Source organism: Streptomyces sp. NPDC090499 (assembly GCF_044769305.1).
GTDB lineage: Bacteria > Actinomycetota > Actinomycetes > Streptomycetales > Streptomycetaceae > Streptomyces.
In genome coordinates this window covers 440814-458222 of the sequence record NZ_JBIVXP010000007.1, presented here as the reverse complement: position 1 = coordinate 458222, position 17409 = coordinate 440814, and the positions used below count along the sequence as shown (strand labels likewise).

Sequence of the window (17409 nt, the reverse complement as noted above, 5' to 3'; positions counted from 1 at the left end):
GTCACTATGGCTGACGCAGAGTGACGCTGAACCGCCGGGGGGCGACGCGGATGGCCGGAGCGAGAGCACGTATCCGGGTGAAGGTACTGGGCCCGGTCCAGCTTGAGGTCGACGGGGTTCCGGTCCGGCTGACGCCGCTGACCGTACGGCTGCTGGTCCGCCTGGTGGCGGCCGGCGGCGAGGCGGTTCCGGTACGGCAGCTGCGGCGCGACGTGTGGGGGCTCGCCGACGAGCCGCGCCACCTGGACCAGCGCAACCGCAACGAGGTGCAGAAACGGGTCCTGGAGCTGCGCCGGGCGCTGGCCCCCGGCGCCCTGGGCCAGGACAGCGCGGGGACGGCGGTCCTGCGCACCGAGCAACAGGTCACCGTGCAGGGCCCGGAGACCGCCTACCGCCTGGTGCTGCGGCCCGAGGAACTGGACAGCGCACGGTTCACCGCGATCGTGAGCGACGCCCTGCTCGCACCCCCGGCCACCGCCGCGCACCGGCTGTCCGAGGCACTGTCCCTGGTGCGCGGCCGGCCGCTTGCCGAGGTGAACGGCGAGGGGTTCGCGGTGCCCTTCGTCCGCCGCCTGACCGCCCTCCAGGACGCGGCCCGCCGGGAACTGGTCCGCGTGCAGACCGACCTGGGCCGGCCCGAACTCGCCCTGCCGGTCGCCGAACTGATCACCCACGAGCATCCCGACGACGTCGAGGCCGCACGGACCCTGGACGCCCTGCGCGCGGAGCTGCGCGCCCGGCACGGGGCCGAACTGCTGCGGCACCGGGTGCCGTTGGAGGGCCAGCGCGCCGACGTGGTGCTGGTGCGCGGCGACCTGTTCGAGCAGACGGACTGCAACCTGGTGATCGGGTTCTCCGACACCTTCGACACGGAGACCGCCGAGGACCTCGTGATCAGCCGGGAGAGCCTGCAGAGCCAGCTCGTCGACCGGCTGTTCGCCGGGAAGCGGCGCCTGCTGGACGACCGGCTGCGGACGGGGCTGCGCCCGGTGAAGCCGGTGGGCACCGAGACCGTACGGGCCAAGCCGCTGGGCCGCCGGGTCCGTTATCCGGTGGGCACGACCGTGGTGGTACCGGTCGAGGGCCGCCGGGTGTTCGCCACGGCCTACTCGCGGCTCGGCAACGACCTGGTGGCCAGGTCCAACCACGCCGACCTGCGGCTGAGCCTGGAGAACCTGTGGGCCTCGGTCGCGGTCAACGGCCTGTTCAAGCCGGTCGCCGTCCCGCTGATCGGCTCCGGCCTGGCCCGGGTCACCGACCTGGACCGGGGCCAGCTGGCCGCCCTGATCGTGGACTCGTTCATCGAGGCCTGCCGCCGCTACCCGGCTCTCACCCCCGAACTCCGGATCGTCATCCTGCCCCAGGAACTGGCCCGGACCGATCTGGCCCCGGTGGAACGGCGCTTCGAGGACCTGGTGCTGGGCCTGCGCGCGGCCGACTGACGACGCATCCGCCTGCCCGCGGCCGACTGACGGCGAAGGTGAGACCGGGCGCGGGTCCGGACGTGTCCCCCGGGCCGGCGGGCTGCTCCGCATCTGTCCGTTCCCCCTTCGCGGCATCGTCCGCCGGCCGCGCCGCGCACCCGGGCGCCCGGCCTCACCGCCGTCCACGACACCACCCCGGCCGCTTCCGCGGGCACCCTCCGACCGCTTCCGATCCGGTTCCGAGCAGGACGGTCCCGACCGACCGTTGGGTCCCGCACGGATCGGGTCTATCGTCGGAATCATGGGGCCAGGACGAGGAGGACGGCCGGTGATGCCGCAGGACGAGGCCGTGATCGGCTGCACGGGGAAGGTACTCATCGGAACCCGAGGTGCCACCGGGCCCGGCGAGGTCCTGGTGCAGGTCAGGGGCGGCTCGGAGACCTTCCTCGCCTGGTCGGAGAAGCCCCTGCCGGTCGGCGCGACCGTGCTCGTGATCGAATCACGGGGATGTCGCGAGGTCGGCGTCATCGAGTGGGTGGATCCATTGGACGCGCTCGGCGACATCGCCGAGGCCGGCTGAGGAGAGACAGGAATGTTCGGATACCGCGTACCCGCTCCCGACGAGGCGATGCTGATCTCGGGGGGCAGGCGGGGACTGGGGGGCGCGCCGTTCCGAGTGGTCACGGGGCACGGCAAGTTCGTGCTGCCGGTCGTCAGGAAGGTCCGTTTCCTCACCCTGTCGATGTGCGAGTCCGAGGTCACCGAGACCTGCGTGACCAGACAGGGCATCTCGCTGCACGTCCGCGCGGTCATCGCCTTCAAGGTCGGCAACGACCACGAGAGCATCATCAACGCGGGCCAGCGGTTCCTCTCCGACCAGGAGCAGATGTCGGTGCTGACCGGCCGGATCTTCGCCGGTCACCTGCGGGCCATCATCGGCTCGATGACCGTCGAGGAGATCGTCACCGAGCGGCAGAAGCTCGCCGCGGAGGTGCTGGACACCTCGAAGACGGAGATGGCGAAGATCGGCCTGATCGTCGACTCGCTGCAGATCCAGTCCATCGACGACGGCGACACCGGCTACATCGACGCGATGTCCGCGCCGCACAAGGCCGCCATCCAGCGCCAGGCGCAGATCGCGCAGGCGCAGGCCACCCAGGCCGCGGTCGAGGCGCAGCAGGCGGCGGACCGCAAGCAGGCCGAGTACGCCCGGCAGACCGCCATCGTCAAGGCCGAGTACTCGGCCGAGGTGGACCGCGCCCAGGCACAGGCCGGCCAGGCCGGGCCGCTGGCGCAGGCGCACGCCCAGCAGGAGGTGCTCGCCGCCCAGACGGAGCTGGCCCAGCGGCAGGCCAGGCTGCGGCAGGAGCAGCTGGTGGCGGAGGTCGTCAGGCCCGCCGAGGCGGAGGCGGAGCGGGTCAGGATCCTGGCGGCCGCCGAGGCGCAGCGGATGAAGATCCAGGCGGAGGCGGCCGCGTCGTACGACCGGGTGGCCCTGGACCGGATGCTGATCGACCAGCTCCCGCAGATCGTCAAGGAGGCCGCGGGCGGCCTCGCCGGCGCCAACGTCAACGTCCTCAACGGCGCGGACGGCCTCGGCGAGATCGCGGCCGGCCTGGTGTCGCAGGGTCTGACGATCCTCGACTCGGTCCGGCAGAACCTGGGCGGCCAGGACGCCGACGGGCAGCGCCCCGCCGGACAGCGGTCCGAGGGCGCTCGCTCCGGGGAGGACGGAGGCGGCAGCAGCCTGCTCCAGCTGCCCACCGGCAAGGGGCGCAAGTCGGACGACGGTCCGGTGGACGTCGACTAGGCACTGCGCTCCGCCGTAGGCGCCGTGATTGCCGTCGGTCGGCCGCGGCGCCTTCGGGGCGCTGCCCGTGGACTCAAAAATCGAACACATGCTTGAATCCGGTCATGCGATCGTTTCCCGTGGACCTGACCCGGGCGCAGCAGGAATGGAGCGCCACCTACCGGCAGCTCGCCGCGCGGCCCGGACGTACCGAGTTGCGGCGGCGGCTGTACCGGCTGTCGGCGGAGGTGTACTTCCATCCCTACTGGCGGCAACGGCGGCCGAGCCCCGCCGCGTGGCGGGAGCTGCGGGAGCTGGGGAACTGAGGGGGCTCGGATGGCGGGCTGGAGTGCGGGACCGTACGTCCCGGATGATCCTGAAGGCATGTCCGGACCGATACGGGTGACCGTGCATCCGCCGTCGCCGACGGGTGGCCGGCGCGTGCGCGTGGACGGCGAGATCCTCGGGCTGGCGCACAACGTGACCGACGTCGCCGAGTTCCTCCGCCGGGCCGGGCTGGAGGTGGACCCGGCGGATGTGGCGAGGGCGCCGTGGATCGACTGGCGGGGCGGCGGGCCGGAGTGGTGGGGGCCGGAGACCTGACGGTCCCGGGCGACGCGCGAGGCCCGTCCGGTTACGGACGGGCCTCGGGATGGAGCGCCGGGCAGGCCTTGCACCTGCATTTCCCCGCAGGAAGCGGGGCGTCTTTCCTTGGACCACCAACGCAGTACCGGACGGACCGTACCGGGCCGACCAGCTCTGGGTTGATCATAGCCCATACGGGTGGGGCCGGGCGCCGAAGCGGTCCAGGTAGTAGGCGCGGCGGGTGCCCGGCTGCCCGTCCGGACCGGCGGCGGGCCGCGCCGCGGTGACGGTCCGCCAGCAGACCGCGACCGCCGCCTTGAAGAACGCGGACGCGGACTCGGGTTCGTGGTCGGCGGCCGTGACCTCGACCAGCAGCCGCTCGGGCTCCTGGACCTTCTCGGCGGTGGTCCCCGGCGCGGGCCGGTTGGGGAGGGACGTGCCGGGTTCGGGGCGCGGGCCGCGGGCGGTACCCGCGGGAGCGGTGGAGCCGGTGGCGGGGGGCCGGGCGGTCGCGGCGGCGATGATCTCCAGGTGTTCCGCGAAGTGCGGGCCCGGTACCGGGATTTCGAGGTCCGGGTGGAGGTCGTAGCCGATGGCCACGGCGGTGGCCACGAAGTCGATGACCGCGGCCGCGGCCGGGGTGGGCCGCCGGGGGGTGGCCCGGGTGAGGCGGCTGAGGACGCGCAGGACGGTGGCCAGGCTGGTGTCCGCGGTCACCAGGCGGTACGCGGGGGCGCCGTCCGGGTGGGCCGGGTCGTCGCCGTCCGGTGCGTGGGTTCCGGCCTGGGCCTGCCACAGGGCGGCGGCGTGGGTGTCGCCGCGGGCGAGGTGCTGGAGGTAGAGGCAGTACGACGGGGGCTGGTCACCGGCGCCGGCGGCGTACTGCCACCAGAAGCGGGCGCCGTCGTCGGCACCGGCGAGCTGGAGGGCGCAGCCGAGGATCCAGGCGGCCCGCGGCTCCGGCAGCTGGTCGGTGAGGAAGTCGGCGAGCTGGTCCGGCGTGCAGTGCGCGACGACGGCCTCGCACAGGGCGGCCAGGCGCTGCGCGGCACCGTCGTCGGCCAGGTCGGGTCCGTCGCCGTCCCACAGCAGCCGGCCGTCGTCGGTGAAGGCGGGGTGGGCCATGTCGTCGTACGGGACGACGTCGGCGGGGACGTGCGGGTCGGGCAGCAGCAGGGACTGGGCGAGAAGGTCGTCGATGATGCTCATGGCCGTGGTGATCACTCCAGGGTGTCGGTGGTACCGGTGCCGGTGCCGGTGCGGAGGTAGAGGCCGGTCAGCGCACCCCTGGCGTGGTGGTCCAGGGTGTGGGTCATGGCCGGGGTCAGGCCGACGATGCCGGGCACGGCGTCGGGACGGACGCCGCACAGGTGGCGCAGCACGATGACGTCCATCTGGTCCTGGGGCAGCCGGGCGATCGCGTCGAAGAAGTCCGCCATCGTGTCGATACGGCTCTTGCGCTCGTCCAGGTCGGTGATGCCCGCCTGGGCGACGGTGGTGAAGGCGGCCTGCCGCAGGTCGGGGTGCCCGTTCCGCTGGACGGCCCGGGACATGACGCGGGAGCGCAGCATCTGCCAGGCGTGGCGCGGGGTGTCGGGGCCGGAGATCGCGACGTCCCAGGTGAGCCAGAGGATGTCGAAGGTCTCCCCGACCGCGCGCTGGGCCCGGTCCTCGGACTGCAGGAAGGCCCGCGCGTAGGCGGTGTACGGCCGGCGCATGATCTGGGTGAAGCCGCGGTGTGCGACGGGCGGCTGTTCGGGGCCCAGCGGCTGCACGGCGCGGATGCGGTTCTCGATCCAGACCTGGTTCTTGTCCGCCTCTCGGGCGGCCGCGGTCCACAGGCGGCGCAGCGGCCACGGCGGCAGGTCCAGGGCCCGCACCACGCTGTAGGTGATCTCCCAGCCGGGATAGTAGCCCTTGCCGCGCAGGAGTTCCGAGAGCCGGGTCTTGGAGTAGCCGGAGCGGCCGACGAGCTCGTCGAGGGTCAGTCCGCTGGCGACGAGCCGGCTGCGGACCGGCTCCAGCCAGGTGCGGTGGGCGGCGCCGACCTCCTCGCCGATCGGTTCCGGCGGGCGGCCGCGGCGACTGTGCGGGTCTCCCCCGGGTTGTTCGGGCACCTCTGGCTTCTTCACCGCGACGGCTCCTCGCTCCCGGCCGGGGCCACCGGCGGGCGGGGCGCCGGGGCGGGAGCGGCCGGGCCCTGCCCGGGGTCCGTGCCGCCCGGGGCGCCGAGGGCCGCGCCGATCTGCTGGACGAGAAGTCCGAGCGAGGGCAACAGCGCGGCCACCGCCGCGAGTTGCCCGAGCACGGTCATCACCGTGCTCCACACGAGAACCGCCGCCAGCACGGCCACGGTCATCATCTGCCTGTTGGTCATCTCACCTTCCCTGCGAGGGAGAAGCGTCTGGAGGCCGCTCGCCCCGCGGCGCCGCCGAGGCGCTGCGAGGGGAGTTGGACGACAGCATGGTGGGACGACCGGGCACCACTCAATGTGATCATGATATTACGGAACAATCGCACCACGACGGCGCGCTCCGGGCGTGCCGTACGCTCCCGTTCCCCTCGGCGGACCGGACTTTCTTTACGCACTCCTGACGTCGGCACCCGCATCCCGGGCGGGCCCTCGCGTGTCCTCATCCTTGTCCGGATTCTTGTCCGGATCACGTCGAGAACGGAGTGTGTGCCCATGGACGGCGCCGTTGTAGGGGTCGTAGTGGTGGTCGTGGCGGCCCTGCTCGTGCTGCGCAGCGGGATGCGGGTGGTGAACCAGATCGAACGTGGGGTCGTGTTCCGCTGGGGCAAGGCACTGCCGGACTTCCGGCGGCCGGGGATCACCTTCCTCATCCCCTTCGCCGACCGGATGCGCAAGGTGAACGTGCAGGTGGTCACCATGCCGGTACCCACGCAGGAGGGCATCACCAAGGACAACGTCTCGGTCAAGGTCGACGCCGTCGTCTACTTCCGGGTCACCGACCCGGTCCGCGCGGCCATCGAGGTGCAGGACTACATGTTCGCCGTCGGCCAGGTCGCCCAGTCCTCGCTCCGCTCCATCATCGGCAAGAGCGACCTGGACGACCTGCTGACCGACCGGGAGCGGCTGCACGAGGGGCTCGCCCTGATGATCGACAGCCCGGCCGCCGAGTGGGGCATCCACATCGACCGTGTCGAGATCAAGGACGTACAGCTCCCGGAGTCGCTGAAGCGGTCCATGTCCCGGCAGGCCGAGGCCGAGCGGGAGCGGCGGGCCCGGGTCATCACGGCCGACGGCGAGTTCCAGGCCGCGCAGCAGCTCGCCAACGCCTCCCGGATCATGTCGGAGACCCCGGAGGCGATGCAGCTGCGCCTCCTGCAGACCGTCGTCGAGGTCGCCGCCGAGAAGAACTCCACGCTCGTGATGCCCTTCCCGGTCGAACTGCTGCGCTACTTCGAACGGGCGACCAAGCGGCTCGACCAGGAGGTCGAGAAGAACGAGCGCGAACTGGACGGCCCCGACGGGTCGGCGGCGCTCAAGGCCGGCATCGAGCAGATCGCGGCCGTCGCCGACAAGTTCGGTCCGGCGGGGGAGCTCACGGCGCCGAGGGAACCGGCAGCGGAGCCGTCCGCTCCCGCCGAGCGGCCGTAGCCAGCGTCAGCGTCACCGCGAGGGACGCTGCCGCGACGACCGTCATCGCGCAGGCGGGCGAGGTGAGTTGAGCCACCGAACCCGCCAGCGCGGCGCCCACCCCCTGCATGGTCAGCATGCCGGCCGAGTGCAACCCGAGTGCGTGGCCGCTGAGTTCGTCCGGGGTCAGGCTCATCAGCCGCTCCCGGCCGCCCTGGACCGCGACGACCTGCCGGGGCGGGCGGCGGAGGTGCTGACGTACGTGTGGGAGGAGACCGTGCGGCCGTACTGGGAGCACCGGCGGCGGATCCTGGAGGCGGACGTCGTGGCCCGTACCATGCGGGTGAGCCGGGGCGGCTGGGCCGAGGTGCTCGACTCGGTACGGCCCGGCCGGACCCGCTGGCTCGGGGACAACCGGCTCCAGGTCAACCTGCACGAGTACCCGCCCCGCGAGATCTCCGGGGCCGACCTCCTCCTCGTCCCGGTCACGCCGAAGAGCGGCTGGGTCTCCTGGGAGGAGCCGGACCGTTACGCCCTGGTCTACCCGTGTGCGGGCGCGCTCGCCGACCCCGCCGGGCGGACCGCCCCGGCCGCCCTCGGCGCGCTGCTGGGGGCCGCGCGGGCCGCGGTGCTGGTGCTGCTGGACGCCCCGCTGAGCACCACCCACCTGACGGCCGTGACCGGCCAGGGCCTCGGTTCCGTCGGGCGGCATCTGCGGGTGCTGCTCGACGCGGGGCTGGTGGAGCGGCGGCGGGCCGGGCGGTCGGTGCTGTACGGGCGGACGGCGGCCGGGGACGTGCTGGTCGAGGCCGGAGCCCGGACGGTCACCCGGCGGAGTTAGCATCCGCGTATGACGACTTCTGAGAACAACGGGTCCGTGCTCGACGTGGAGATCGGTGCGCTGCAGGGCGGCTCGGCCGGTCTGCCGGGCTACGGCGGCAAGGCCGTGCTCATTGTCAACGTGGCCTCCAAGTGCGGCCTGACCCCGCAGTACAACGGCCTGGAGAAGCTCCAGGAGCGGTACGCGGCGCAGGGCTTCACCGTGCTCGGGGTGCCCTGCAACCAGTTCATGGGCCAGGAGCCCGGCAGTGCCGAGGAGATCGCCGAGTTCTGCTCGGCGACGTACGGCGTGACCTTCCCGATGACCGAGAAGGTCGAGGTGAACGGCGCGGGCCGGCACCCGCTCTACGAGCGTCTGGTCGGGTTCGCCGACGGCGAGGGGCACACCGGGGACATCCGCTGGAACTTCGAGAAGTTCCTGGTCGGCCGGGACGGGCAGATCGTCGCCCGGTTCGCGCCGCAGACCGAGCCGGAGTCGGCCGAGGTCGTGGCGGCGGTGGAGGCCGCCCTCGCCTGATCGCGGGTCCGGCCGCAGGTTGACCTTGCCCCTGGGGCAGGGACGAGTCTCCTGGTCGCCGGGCGGAACGGATCCGCCCGGCGACGGAGGATGCGGCCGTGGAGGACAGGGTGGACGTCGTGGACGAGGAGCTGCTCACGATCGGCGCGTTCGCCGCGCGCTCCCGGCTCTCGGCGAAGGCCCTGCGCCGTTACGACCGGCTCGGGCTGCTGGCCCCGGCGCACGTCGACGAGGTGACCGGCTACCGGTACTACCGCGCCGGCCAGGTGGAGCGCGCCCGGCTGGTGGCGCTGCTGCGCCAGCTGGACATGCCGCTGGCGCGGATCGCCGGCGTCGTCGAGGCGGCGGAGGCGGCGGACGGTGACACCGCCGCCGGGTTGCTGACCGGCTACTGGGCGGACGTCGAGGCGCGGGTCGCCGGGCAGCGGACGCTCGCCGCATACCTCCGTGGACGGCTGTCCGGAGGGAGTACGGAGATGTACGGGACGTTCACGGTGGCGACGGTCGAGGTGCCGGCGCAGGTGGTGATCACCGCGACGCGGCACACGCTGGCGGACGAGCTGCCCGCCTGGATCGGCGCCTCGCTGGGCCGCCTGGAGGCGGCGGCCCGGGAGTGCGGGGGTGTGGCCGGGGCGCCGTTCGTGGTGTACCACGCCGAGGTGTCCATGGAGAGCGACGGGCCCGCCGAGGCCTGTGTCCCGGTGGCGGACGAGGCGGCGGCCCGGACCTGGGCCGAGCGGCACGGGCGGGCCTGGGAGACGGCGGTGCGGGTCGAGCCGGCGCGCACGCTGGCGTACACACGGATCAGCAAGGCGCAGGTGGCACATCCGCAGATCCTGGCGGCCTTCGGCGGTGGAGCGGTGGATCGCCGGGCAGGAGGGCCTGGCGTACGACGGCCCGTGCCGGGAGGTCTACTTCGCGGACTGGGACGCGGCCGGACCGCAGGACCCGGTGTGCGACGTCGCGTTCCCCGTGCGGTGAGAGCCGGCCGGCGGGGGCGGGCACAAGCCGAGCCCCCTCGGCAAGGACGGCGGGCTGGTCGAGAGGGCTCCGGTGACGCTTGTGCAGTTGTGGCCGTGCAGTTGTGTTCGTCGGGGACGTGAAGCGGTGGGTCAGCGAGTGCCCCCTACGCCTTGACCGAGGTCACGAAGGCGTTCCACGCGCCGGCCGGGAACGCGAGGACCGGGCCCTCCTCGACCTTGGAGTCGCGTACGGCGAGTCCCGCGGTCGTCGGCGACTTGACCTCGACGCACGCCCCGTTCCCTGCGGAATAGGAGGACTTCGTCCACGTCTCCGTGGCGCCCTGAAGCAGTGCCATGTCCACTCCTGTTGCGAGATTGCTGTGGTGCTTGCTGTAGTGCGATTCACGCCAACCTTTCTGACCGGTTGGCGTGATCGACGCTACTAGCCAACTTCCTCGCCTGGAGTACCCGTTCACTCGACCGGGTGGCATATTCCGTTGGAGACTTCCGCTGGACCGTGGCACCGGTGTACAGTCCGCCACTTCCTCAACGGGCGTACTCCTTGGCCGCGTCGGCGATGAACTGCCGGGACTGCTCGACGTTCAGCGACTGGGCGCGCAGGTGCTCGTACATCACGGCGTACTTCTGCACGTCGTGGGCCTTCTCCAGGTAGAGGTCGCTGGTCACGCCCTCCAGGTAGACGACGCTGGAGTCGGCCGCGTCGGCGAACTCCAGGATCGCGTACTGGCCGTTGAGGCCGGGGTGGGCACCGCACTCGAAGGGCAGCACCTGGACGGTGATGTGCGGCTGCTGGGACATCTCGATCAGGTACTCCAGCTGCTCGCGCATCACCAGCCTGTTGCCGACGAGCCGGCGCAGCGCGGCCTCGTCGAGCACCACCCACAGGCGCAGGGGGTTGTGCTCGGCGGTGATACGTTCCTGTCGCCGCATCCGGACCTGGACCCGCTTCTCGATGTCGGCGGCGGAGGTCTCCGGCAGCGCGCCCTGCACCAGGGCCTCGGCGTACGCCCGGGTCTGCAACAGCCCGGTGACGAGCTGGGGTTCGTACACCCGCAGCGACTCGGCGTCGGTCTCCAGACCGATGTAGACGCTGTACGGGATGTCCCCGAACGCGTGCCACCAGCCTTGCTGCCGCGAATCCCTGGCCATCTCCATCAGGGACTCGACGACCCGCTGGTCCTCGACCTCGTACACCCCGCACAGGTCGCGGACGTCGCGCTGGCTGATGCTCCGGCGCCCGTTCTCCAGTCGGCTGATCTTCGACTGCGAAACGAGCAACCGCTCCGCAACTTCCTCCGCCGTCATGCCCTTGAGCTCGCGGAGCCTGCGCAGCTCCTGGCCCAGCCGGCGTCGCCTGACGGTGGGATTGACATTGGACGCCACGGGACGTGCACCTCCGGCTGCCTGCCTGTAACTACCACTTTGCGTATCTGCTGTTGAGCAGACTGCCACCAAGGTGCTTCCTACCGCTGGGAAACTGCGGATATGCGGCGCGTACGCGTCAGTTCGGGCGCGTTCCGGATTCTCCGGACCTCCGGACGGAAATGCCGAGCGGGGCGGTGGAGGCGCGTACTGCGTACGCCTCCGCCGCCCCGCTCGGACCAGCGGCTCCCGAACCGGGTCTCAGGGGTGCTGTGTTGTCGCTGCCGTGGGACTGCGGCTCAGTGCACCACGGCGCGCGCCATCGCGCCCGCACCTCGGCGCGGTTGCATCGGAACACCGCGTGCGGGTTCCGGTGCGGCGGACCTGACGCCCGGTCCGGCCTGGGCCGGGGCGCGGCGCGGCTGGGCGGCCGCGCCGTTCTGCACGTCCATGACGGCGTGGGCCACGAGCCCGCCCATCGGGTCGTGCCGGATCAGGTCACGCAACCGGGAACGCGAGGAGCGGCCCTCGTTCCCCGGGTACAGGTGCTTGCCGAGACCGACCGCGTGGGCCAGGGCGGCGAGCGCCGCGGTCCGCGGGTCCGGCGGTACGCCGGTGCGGATCGCCGAATCCAGCCGGCCACGGATCTCCCGGGTGACGGCGTTGTCCGTCGCCTGGTAGCGAGTGGTCGGCAGCACCCCGCACATCTGACCCGCCACGGCGGCGACCATGCCGCACCGTTCCAGATGCGCGAGATAGACCTGGCGAAGGCCGAGACGTGGCCCGCCGATCCAGTGAACAGCCCGTACGGGAGCGCCGCGCCTTCGCAGCAACTCCAACGCACAGTCCAAAGTCGGATCTCCAGTCGGCCGTGGCTGCACCACGGCGATACGATCCCCGTCTGGGGCTATCCGTCCGGCCAGCGCCAGCTCTACTAGCTGTGCTCCGGCCAGACCGAGGTCGAGCGACTGCGGCTGTGCAGTGGTACCCGTGGCCGGGTCCAGTGCCAGCAGCAGAAGCTCCTCCGGAATTGTTCTGCGGCTCCTGCCCATCCATGCCTCCCCGCGTGGATGAATGACAGGGTGACCCCTCTCACATTGGTCTGTCGAGGGTGCGTGACCGGTTCGTAAGGGAACCGGCAGGTATGTCGTTCTCGTCTACCGCAGGGGCTAAGCCCGCACACAGGACACTGGTACATGGTTCGGACAGCGCACGGCAACGTGCGGAGCGTGGAGGAGGCATCGGTGGCGGGCGAGTCCCCCGACAGGTCGAAGCAGCGCGAGTCGTCGGCAGAACCGACGCCGGGGAGCGCGGAGACGGTTCCCGAAGCACGCGACCCACGACTGGCGGTGGCCACCGGGAAGGAGACCGCCGGCGGCGTGGACACCGCCACCCGGGTCTTCTCGGTACGGGACCTGAGGACGACCGACGAGACCGACGGGACCGGCGAGACCGCCGAACCGGGCGAGACCGACCAGGGCGACGCGAAGCTCCGCGACGCGGTGGCGGCGTGGGTCCGCACGGGCGAGCCGGCAAAGGACGCCGAGGCCGCGGAGGACGCGACGGCCCCTGAGGCGGCCACGGAGGCCGAGGAGGACCCTGAGGCCGCCGCGGACACCGAGCGGGCGCAGAGGGCGCAGGAGCCCCCGGAGAACGCCGACAGGACCACTACGGCGCCCGAGGCAACGACCCAGGACACCCCGGCGGAGCCCGAGGACGCCGTCGGGCCCCAAGACGCCGGGCCCGAGGGCAAGTCGGCGGCCACCGAGGACACCGGGACCCCCGAGGACACCGCCCCCGAGGACAAGCCGAAGACGACGGCCGAACCCGAGGACGCCAAGCCCGCCGGTCGGCCGGAGGCAACCGCCGAACCCGAGGACGCCAAGCCCGCCGACCAGGCGAAGGCAACCGGCGAACCCGCGGACGCCGCTCCCCAGGACGCGCCGACGACCACCGCCGAGCCCCAGGACGCGGAGCCCGAGGGCGAGTTGGCAACCGCCGGCGACCCCGAGGACACCGCCCCCGAGGACAAGCCGAAGACGACGGCCGCACCCGAGGACGCCAAGCCCGCCGACCGGCCGGAGGCAACCGCCGCACCCGAGGACGCCAAGCCCGCCGACCAGGCGAAGGCAACCGCCGAACCCGCGGACGCCGCTCCCCAGGACGCGCCGACGACCACCGCCGAGCCCCAGGACGCGGAGCCCGAGGGCGAGTTGGCAACCGCCGACGACCCCGAAGACACCGCCCCCGAGGACAAGCCGAAGACGACGGCCGCACCCGAGGACGCCAAGCCCGCCGACCGGCCGGAGGCAACCGCCGAACCCGAGGACGCCAAGCCCACCGACCAGGCGAAGGCAACCGCCGAACCCGCGGACGCCGACGGCGAGGAGGCGCCGCAGGGGCCGCCCGCGCCCGGCGGCGATGGCCGCACGGGTGGTGCGGGTGGGAAGACCGGTGGTGGCGAAGGCGAGGCCAAGGCCGAGGCCGCCGTCGATCAGCCCACCACCATGCTCAAGGCCCCCCGCCCCCCGCAGGTCGACCAGCCCACCACCACCCTCAAGTTGGGCGGCGGCACGGCCGACGCCGAGCGCACCAGTAGGTTCGTCGCCCTCAAGTCGGACATAAAGCAGGGCCCGAAGCCGGAGGCCAAACCGGAGGCCGAACCGGAGGCCGAACCGGAGGCCAGGCCCGAGCCGGCCTCCACCACCCGTACCACCGTCCTCCCCCAGGTCGGCCCCGAGCGCACCACCCAGCAGCCGCTTCCCCCGAAGCCCCCGCTGGACCTGCTCGCCGAGCTGACCAACACCCCGCCGCCGCCGGAGACCCCGGTCCGGACCCTCTTCCGCCGGGTCAAGATCTGGACGCCGCTCGCCATCGTCCTGCTGATCGTCTTTGCGGTCGTACAGACTCTGCGTCCGCTCCCGCAGCCCACCCTCGACCTCACCGCGAAGGACACGTACACCTTCGACGGCAGCAAGGCGGACATCCCCTGGCCGGCCGACGGCCAGGGCGCCCTCGACGTCCAGGGCATCGGCACGTTCGGCTCCTCCGGCGACCAGAAGCCGGTGCCGATCGCGAGTGTCGCCAAGGTGATGACCGCGTACATCGTGCTGCGCGACCACCCCCTGAAGAGCGGCGCCGCCGGGCCGAAGATAAAGATCGACCAGGCGGCCCAGGACCAGGCGAACGCCGGCCAGGAGTCGACCGTCGACGTGACGGCCGGCGACTCGATCACCCAGCGCGAGGCCCTGGAGTCCATCCTGATCGCCTCGGCCAACAACGTGGCCCGCCTGCTGGCCCGTTGGGACGCCGGCTCCGAGAAGTCGTTCGTGGCGAAGATGAACGCCACGGCGAAGCAGCTCGGCATGACGAACACGACGTACACCGACCCGTCGGGGCTCACGGACTCCACGGTGTCCACGGCCGTGGACCAGGTGAAGCTGGCGAAGGCCGCGATGGCGAGCGAGCCGTCCTTCCGCGAGGTCGCCGCGATGATGTCGTACAACGACTACAAGGGCGTCAACCACGGCAACTGGAACCAGCTGGTCGGCCAGAACGGCGTCGTCGGCATCAAGACCGGCACCACCACCTCCGCCCTCGGCAACCTGGTCTTCGCCGCGAAGAAGGACGTGAACGGCGAGACCCGCACGGTCATCGGCGCGGTGCTCCGGCAGCCGGCCAACGCCAGCAACGGCAACAGCATCCTCAAGGCCGCCCTCAACGCGGGCGACCAGCTGATCCGGGCGGCCCAGGGCGCGCTGAAGTCGGCGACCGTCTACAAGAAGGGCGACGTCGTCGGCTACGTGGACGACGGCCTCGGCGGCCGTACCCCGGTCGTGGCGACGGAGGACGTCACCGCCGTCGGCTGGTCGGGGCTGAAGGTGAAGCTGTCGTTCGCCGCCGACGACGTGCCGCACACCGCGAAGGCCGGCACCAAGGTCGGCACCCTCACCGTGGGTGACGGCTCCGGCTCCGCCGTCCAGATCCCGGTCGCCCTGGCGAAGGACCTTGCCGAGCCCGGGTTCACGAGCAAGCTGACCCGCATCGGCTGACCCATAACCGGCATTCCGTCACCGCACCCCGCCGATGGCGGCCCACCCCAGGGCCCCGCGGCGGGGTGCGTGCTAGCGTCACGAATCGGGGCAGGTCGCCGGTCGCCGGGACACGGCCGCGAACTGGACGGAAAGCGGCCGCCAACACCGTGGAACACGGCCGGGAACAGAAGACGGGACACGGGGAGTGCCTTCAGGTGGCCACAGCGGAGCCGACACGTGCCGACGACGCCGATCCGGGCCCGGTAGCCGGCCCGCGAATAGCCCTGCCGTCGGCAGCCGCGCACGACACGGAGCGTAAGGCCGGCAGTCGGCTGCTGCGGGCCGCCGAGCCGCTGCGCAGACGGCTGCTGAGCCACCCGGTGCTGTCGGTCACCGCCCTCGCCGGCATCCTGCACGTGATCTGGCTGTTCACGTTCGCGAACAGCGGTGGGGATCTCGCGGCCCAGGACGCGTGGGCCGAGTTCGTCGGCCGGCACCCGGACTCGGCGTACAACCTCGCCTGGTACGGCGGCATGCACCCGGTGTCGTACAGCGTGGTCTCGCCGTACCTGATGTCGCTGATCGGCGTCCGTACGACGATGATGCTCGCCGGCACGGTCTCGGCCGGGCTGCTGACCCTGCTGCTCATCCGCAGCCGCGCGGTGAAGAACCCGCTGTGGGCGGCGCTCGCCGGGGTGTTCGCGCTGATCTGCAACGCGCTGTCCGGGCGGGTCACCTTCGGGCTCGGCACGGTGTTCGCGCTGGCCTCGGTGGGGGCGGTGTTCTGCTGGCCGTACCGCTGGCGGCACAGACGGTGGGCGAAGGCGCTCGTCGCCGCGCCGTTCGCCGCGCTCGCCACCATGGCCTCGCCCGTGGCCGGGCTCTTCGTCGGCCTGGTCGCGGTCGCGCTGTTCCTGCAGAAGCGGCGGCCGGGCGCGTGGGCGCTGGGCCTGGCGCCCGCGGTCGTGGTGGCGGTCTCCGCCTGGCTGTTCCCGTTCTCCGGCACCCAGCCGATGGGCTTCGGCTCGGTGATCATGCCGCTGGCGTACGGGCTGCTCTGCTTCTTCCTGGTGCCGAAGGAGTGGCGGACGGTCCGGCTGACGGCGGCCGTGTACAGCCTCGGCGTGGTGCTGGTGTGGCTGGTCAGCTCGCAGATCGGCTCCAACATCTCGCGGCTGCCGATGCTGTTCGCGGGCGCGACGCTGATCGCGGCCCTGCCGTTCACGGTCCCCCGCTCGCGCAAGTACTACACGGTCGTCCTCGCCTTCCTCGGCGCCTGCGGCTGGATCGGCTTCAAGTCGGTCGACGACATCCTCCACACGACCCCGGCCGCGTCCTGGGCCCGCGAACTCGCCCCGCTCGTCCACCAGCTCCAGCAGGTCGGCGCCGAGAAGGGCCGCGTCGAGGTGGTCCCGGCCCGCTCGCACCGCGAGGCCTCCGCGCTCGCGCCGTACGTCAACCTGGCCCGCGGCTGGAACCGCCAGGCCGACATGGAGCGCAACCCGCTCTTCTACGACGACACCCTCAACTCGGCGAACTACCACGAGTGGCTGCAGCGCTGGGCCGTGCACTTCGTCGTGCTGCCGAAGGACGAGCCGGACGGCGACGGCGGGGAACGGGAACGGGCCCTGGTGCGGCGCGGGATGCCGTACCTGAAGCAGATCTGGGGCGACGCCAACTGGCAGCTGTTCCGGGTGACGGACCCGGCGCCGCTCGCCGAGCCCGACGCGGTGGTGGACAGCGCGGAGCAGGGCGAGCTGACCATCGAGGTCGGCAAGGCCGGGCGGATCCTGATCCGGATCCCGTACTCGCCCTGGCTGAGCATCGTCGACGCGGACGGCAAGAGCCTCAAGGCGCCCCAGGAGACCGAGGCGTCCAAGCACCGGGCCGACGGCGAACCGAAGACGTACACCAACGTCAACGGCTGCCTGACGGAGACGCCGGAGGACGCCAAGGGGGACCGGTGGACGATGCTGCTGGCCCCGCGGGCCGGGACGTACCGGCTGGCGTCGCCGTACCAGCTGCCGCGGGGCACGCCCTGCCCCGACGAGCTGAAGTGACGCACGCTGGATGACAGATGGATGAGGGTGGATTGACTCTTCGGGTCAATCCACCCTCGCTCTTTATATCCCCAGCTCGATGCGGTGATCCGGGCCGCCGTCAAGACTTCTCATGACTCCCGTTCGGGCATTTTCTTTACTTTTTACTTGACTCTCAATGACGGGCTCAGTTGACTGAATGGCGTTGATTCGTCAGCCGAGGAGGCAGCGCAGT

Annotated in this window: 15 protein-coding genes and 3 pseudogenes; 11 read left to right on the top strand and 7 right to left on the bottom strand. The window is 72.0% G+C overall.

The genetic code is table 11. The features are described from left to right. The first annotated feature begins 50 nt into the window (after positions 1-50). From ACIQVL_RS27375 to ACIQVL_RS27355, 5 genes are all read left to right on the top strand, one after another. Positions 51-1442, top strand: coding sequence for a macro domain-containing protein (locus ACIQVL_RS27375; protein ID WP_403427078.1), 1392 nt, complete (start codon positions 51-53; stop codon positions 1440-1442). 313 nt (positions 1443-1755) lie between these two features. Then, a complete protein-coding gene (locus ACIQVL_RS27370) occupies positions 1756-2004 on the top strand; it encodes a hypothetical protein (RefSeq protein ID WP_403427076.1) in 249 nt (82 codons plus the stop codon). A 12-nt stretch (positions 2005-2016) separates the two neighbouring features. Next, complete coding sequence (locus ACIQVL_RS27365) at positions 2017-3234, top strand: flotillin family protein (RefSeq protein WP_403427075.1); 1218 nt, start codon at positions 2017-2019, stop codon at positions 3232-3234. Positions 3235-3338: 104 nt separating this feature from the next. Next, positions 3339-3539 (top strand): hypothetical protein, encoded by a 201-nt coding sequence (locus tag ACIQVL_RS27360; RefSeq protein WP_403427073.1) that lies wholly within the window; start codon positions 3339-3341, stop codon positions 3537-3539. 58 nt (positions 3540-3597) lie between these two features. Beyond that, positions 3598-3816 carry a hypothetical protein gene (locus ACIQVL_RS27355; protein ID WP_403427070.1) on the top strand — a complete coding sequence of 73 codons (219 nt, stop codon included), beginning with the start codon at positions 3598-3600 and terminating at the stop codon, positions 3814-3816. 165 nt (positions 3817-3981) lie between these two features. Here the strand turns inward: ACIQVL_RS27355 and ACIQVL_RS27350 are convergent, their stop codons facing one another. The 3 genes from ACIQVL_RS27350 to ACIQVL_RS27340 are packed head-to-tail and all read right to left on the bottom strand — an operon-like array spanning position 3982 to position 6175. Further along, a complete protein-coding gene (locus ACIQVL_RS27350; protein ID WP_403476594.1) occupies positions 3982-5007 on the bottom strand; it encodes a hypothetical protein in 1026 nt (341 codons plus the stop codon). An 11-nt stretch (positions 5008-5018) separates the two neighbouring features. After that, on the bottom strand, positions 5019-5930 hold the full coding sequence (locus ACIQVL_RS27345) for an XRE family transcriptional regulator (RefSeq protein ID WP_403427068.1): 912 nt from the start codon (positions 5928-5930) through the stop codon (positions 5019-5021). Continuing rightward, the gene (locus ACIQVL_RS27340; RefSeq protein WP_403427066.1) at positions 5927-6175 is read right to left on the bottom strand and encodes a hypothetical protein; all 249 of its coding nucleotides are present in this window, start codon (positions 6173-6175) and stop codon (positions 5927-5929) included. The genes ACIQVL_RS27345 and ACIQVL_RS27340 overlap by 4 nt, the downstream gene beginning before the upstream one ends. A gap of 309 nt (positions 6176-6484) precedes the next feature. Between ACIQVL_RS27340 and ACIQVL_RS27335 the strand changes: the two genes are divergently transcribed. Then, entirely contained in the window at positions 6485-7420 is a 936-nt protein-coding gene (locus ACIQVL_RS27335; RefSeq protein ID WP_403427064.1) for a slipin family protein, read from the top strand. On the opposite strand, the pseudogene ACIQVL_RS27330 reads toward ACIQVL_RS27335, so the two are convergent. Then, positions 7365-7607, bottom strand: a pseudogene (locus ACIQVL_RS27330) (MFS transporter); the annotation flags it as partial. The gene ACIQVL_RS27335 and the pseudogene ACIQVL_RS27330 sit on opposite strands and share 56 nt — an antisense overlap. On the opposite strand from ACIQVL_RS27330, the pseudogene ACIQVL_RS27325 reads away from it, so the two are divergent. The 3 genes and pseudogenes from ACIQVL_RS27325 to ACIQVL_RS27315 form a co-directional block, all read left to right on the top strand. Next, positions 7599-8240, top strand: a pseudogene (locus ACIQVL_RS27325) (ArsR/SmtB family transcription factor); the annotation flags it as partial. The pseudogenes ACIQVL_RS27330 and ACIQVL_RS27325 sit on opposite strands and share 9 nt — an antisense overlap. Before the next feature lie 9 nt (positions 8241-8249). Continuing rightward, positions 8250-8756: a glutathione peroxidase gene (locus ACIQVL_RS27320; RefSeq protein ID WP_403427058.1), complete on the top strand. Its 507-nt coding sequence runs from the start codon at positions 8250-8252 to the stop codon at positions 8754-8756. 119 nt (positions 8757-8875) lie between these two features. Beyond that, positions 8876-9737, top strand: a pseudogene (locus ACIQVL_RS27315) (MerR family transcriptional regulator). Between the two features lie 145 nt (positions 9738-9882). Here ACIQVL_RS27315 and ACIQVL_RS27310 read toward each other — a convergent pair. The 3 genes from ACIQVL_RS27310 to ACIQVL_RS27300 all read right to left on the bottom strand — a co-directional run bounded on the left by ACIQVL_RS27310 (position 9883) and on the right by ACIQVL_RS27300 (position 12153). Further along, positions 9883-10074, bottom strand: coding sequence for a DUF397 domain-containing protein (locus tag ACIQVL_RS27310; protein ID WP_089102095.1), 192 nt, complete (start codon positions 10072-10074; stop codon positions 9883-9885). A 190-nt stretch (positions 10075-10264) separates the two neighbouring features. Further along, positions 10265-11122, bottom strand: coding sequence for a helix-turn-helix transcriptional regulator (locus ACIQVL_RS27305; protein ID WP_217554965.1), 858 nt, complete (start codon positions 11120-11122; stop codon positions 10265-10267). Positions 11123-11400: 278 nt separating this feature from the next. Continuing rightward, positions 11401-12153 carry a GPP34 family phosphoprotein gene (locus ACIQVL_RS27300; protein WP_403427052.1) on the bottom strand — a complete coding sequence of 251 codons (753 nt, stop codon included), beginning with the start codon at positions 12151-12153 and terminating at the stop codon, positions 11401-11403. A gap of 144 nt (positions 12154-12297) precedes the next feature. On the opposite strand from ACIQVL_RS27300, the gene ACIQVL_RS27295 reads away from it, so the two are divergent. Together ACIQVL_RS27295 and ACIQVL_RS27290 are read left to right on the top strand one after the other, a co-directional pair. Further along, the gene (locus tag ACIQVL_RS27295) at positions 12298-15153 is read left to right on the top strand and encodes a serine hydrolase (RefSeq protein ID WP_403476593.1); all 2856 of its coding nucleotides are present in this window, start codon (positions 12298-12300) and stop codon (positions 15151-15153) included. 197 nt (positions 15154-15350) lie between these two features. Then, on the top strand, positions 15351-17195 hold the full coding sequence (locus ACIQVL_RS27290) for an MFS transporter (RefSeq protein ID WP_403427048.1): 1845 nt from the start codon (positions 15351-15353) through the stop codon (positions 17193-17195). Positions 17196-17409: the final 214 nt, after the last annotated feature.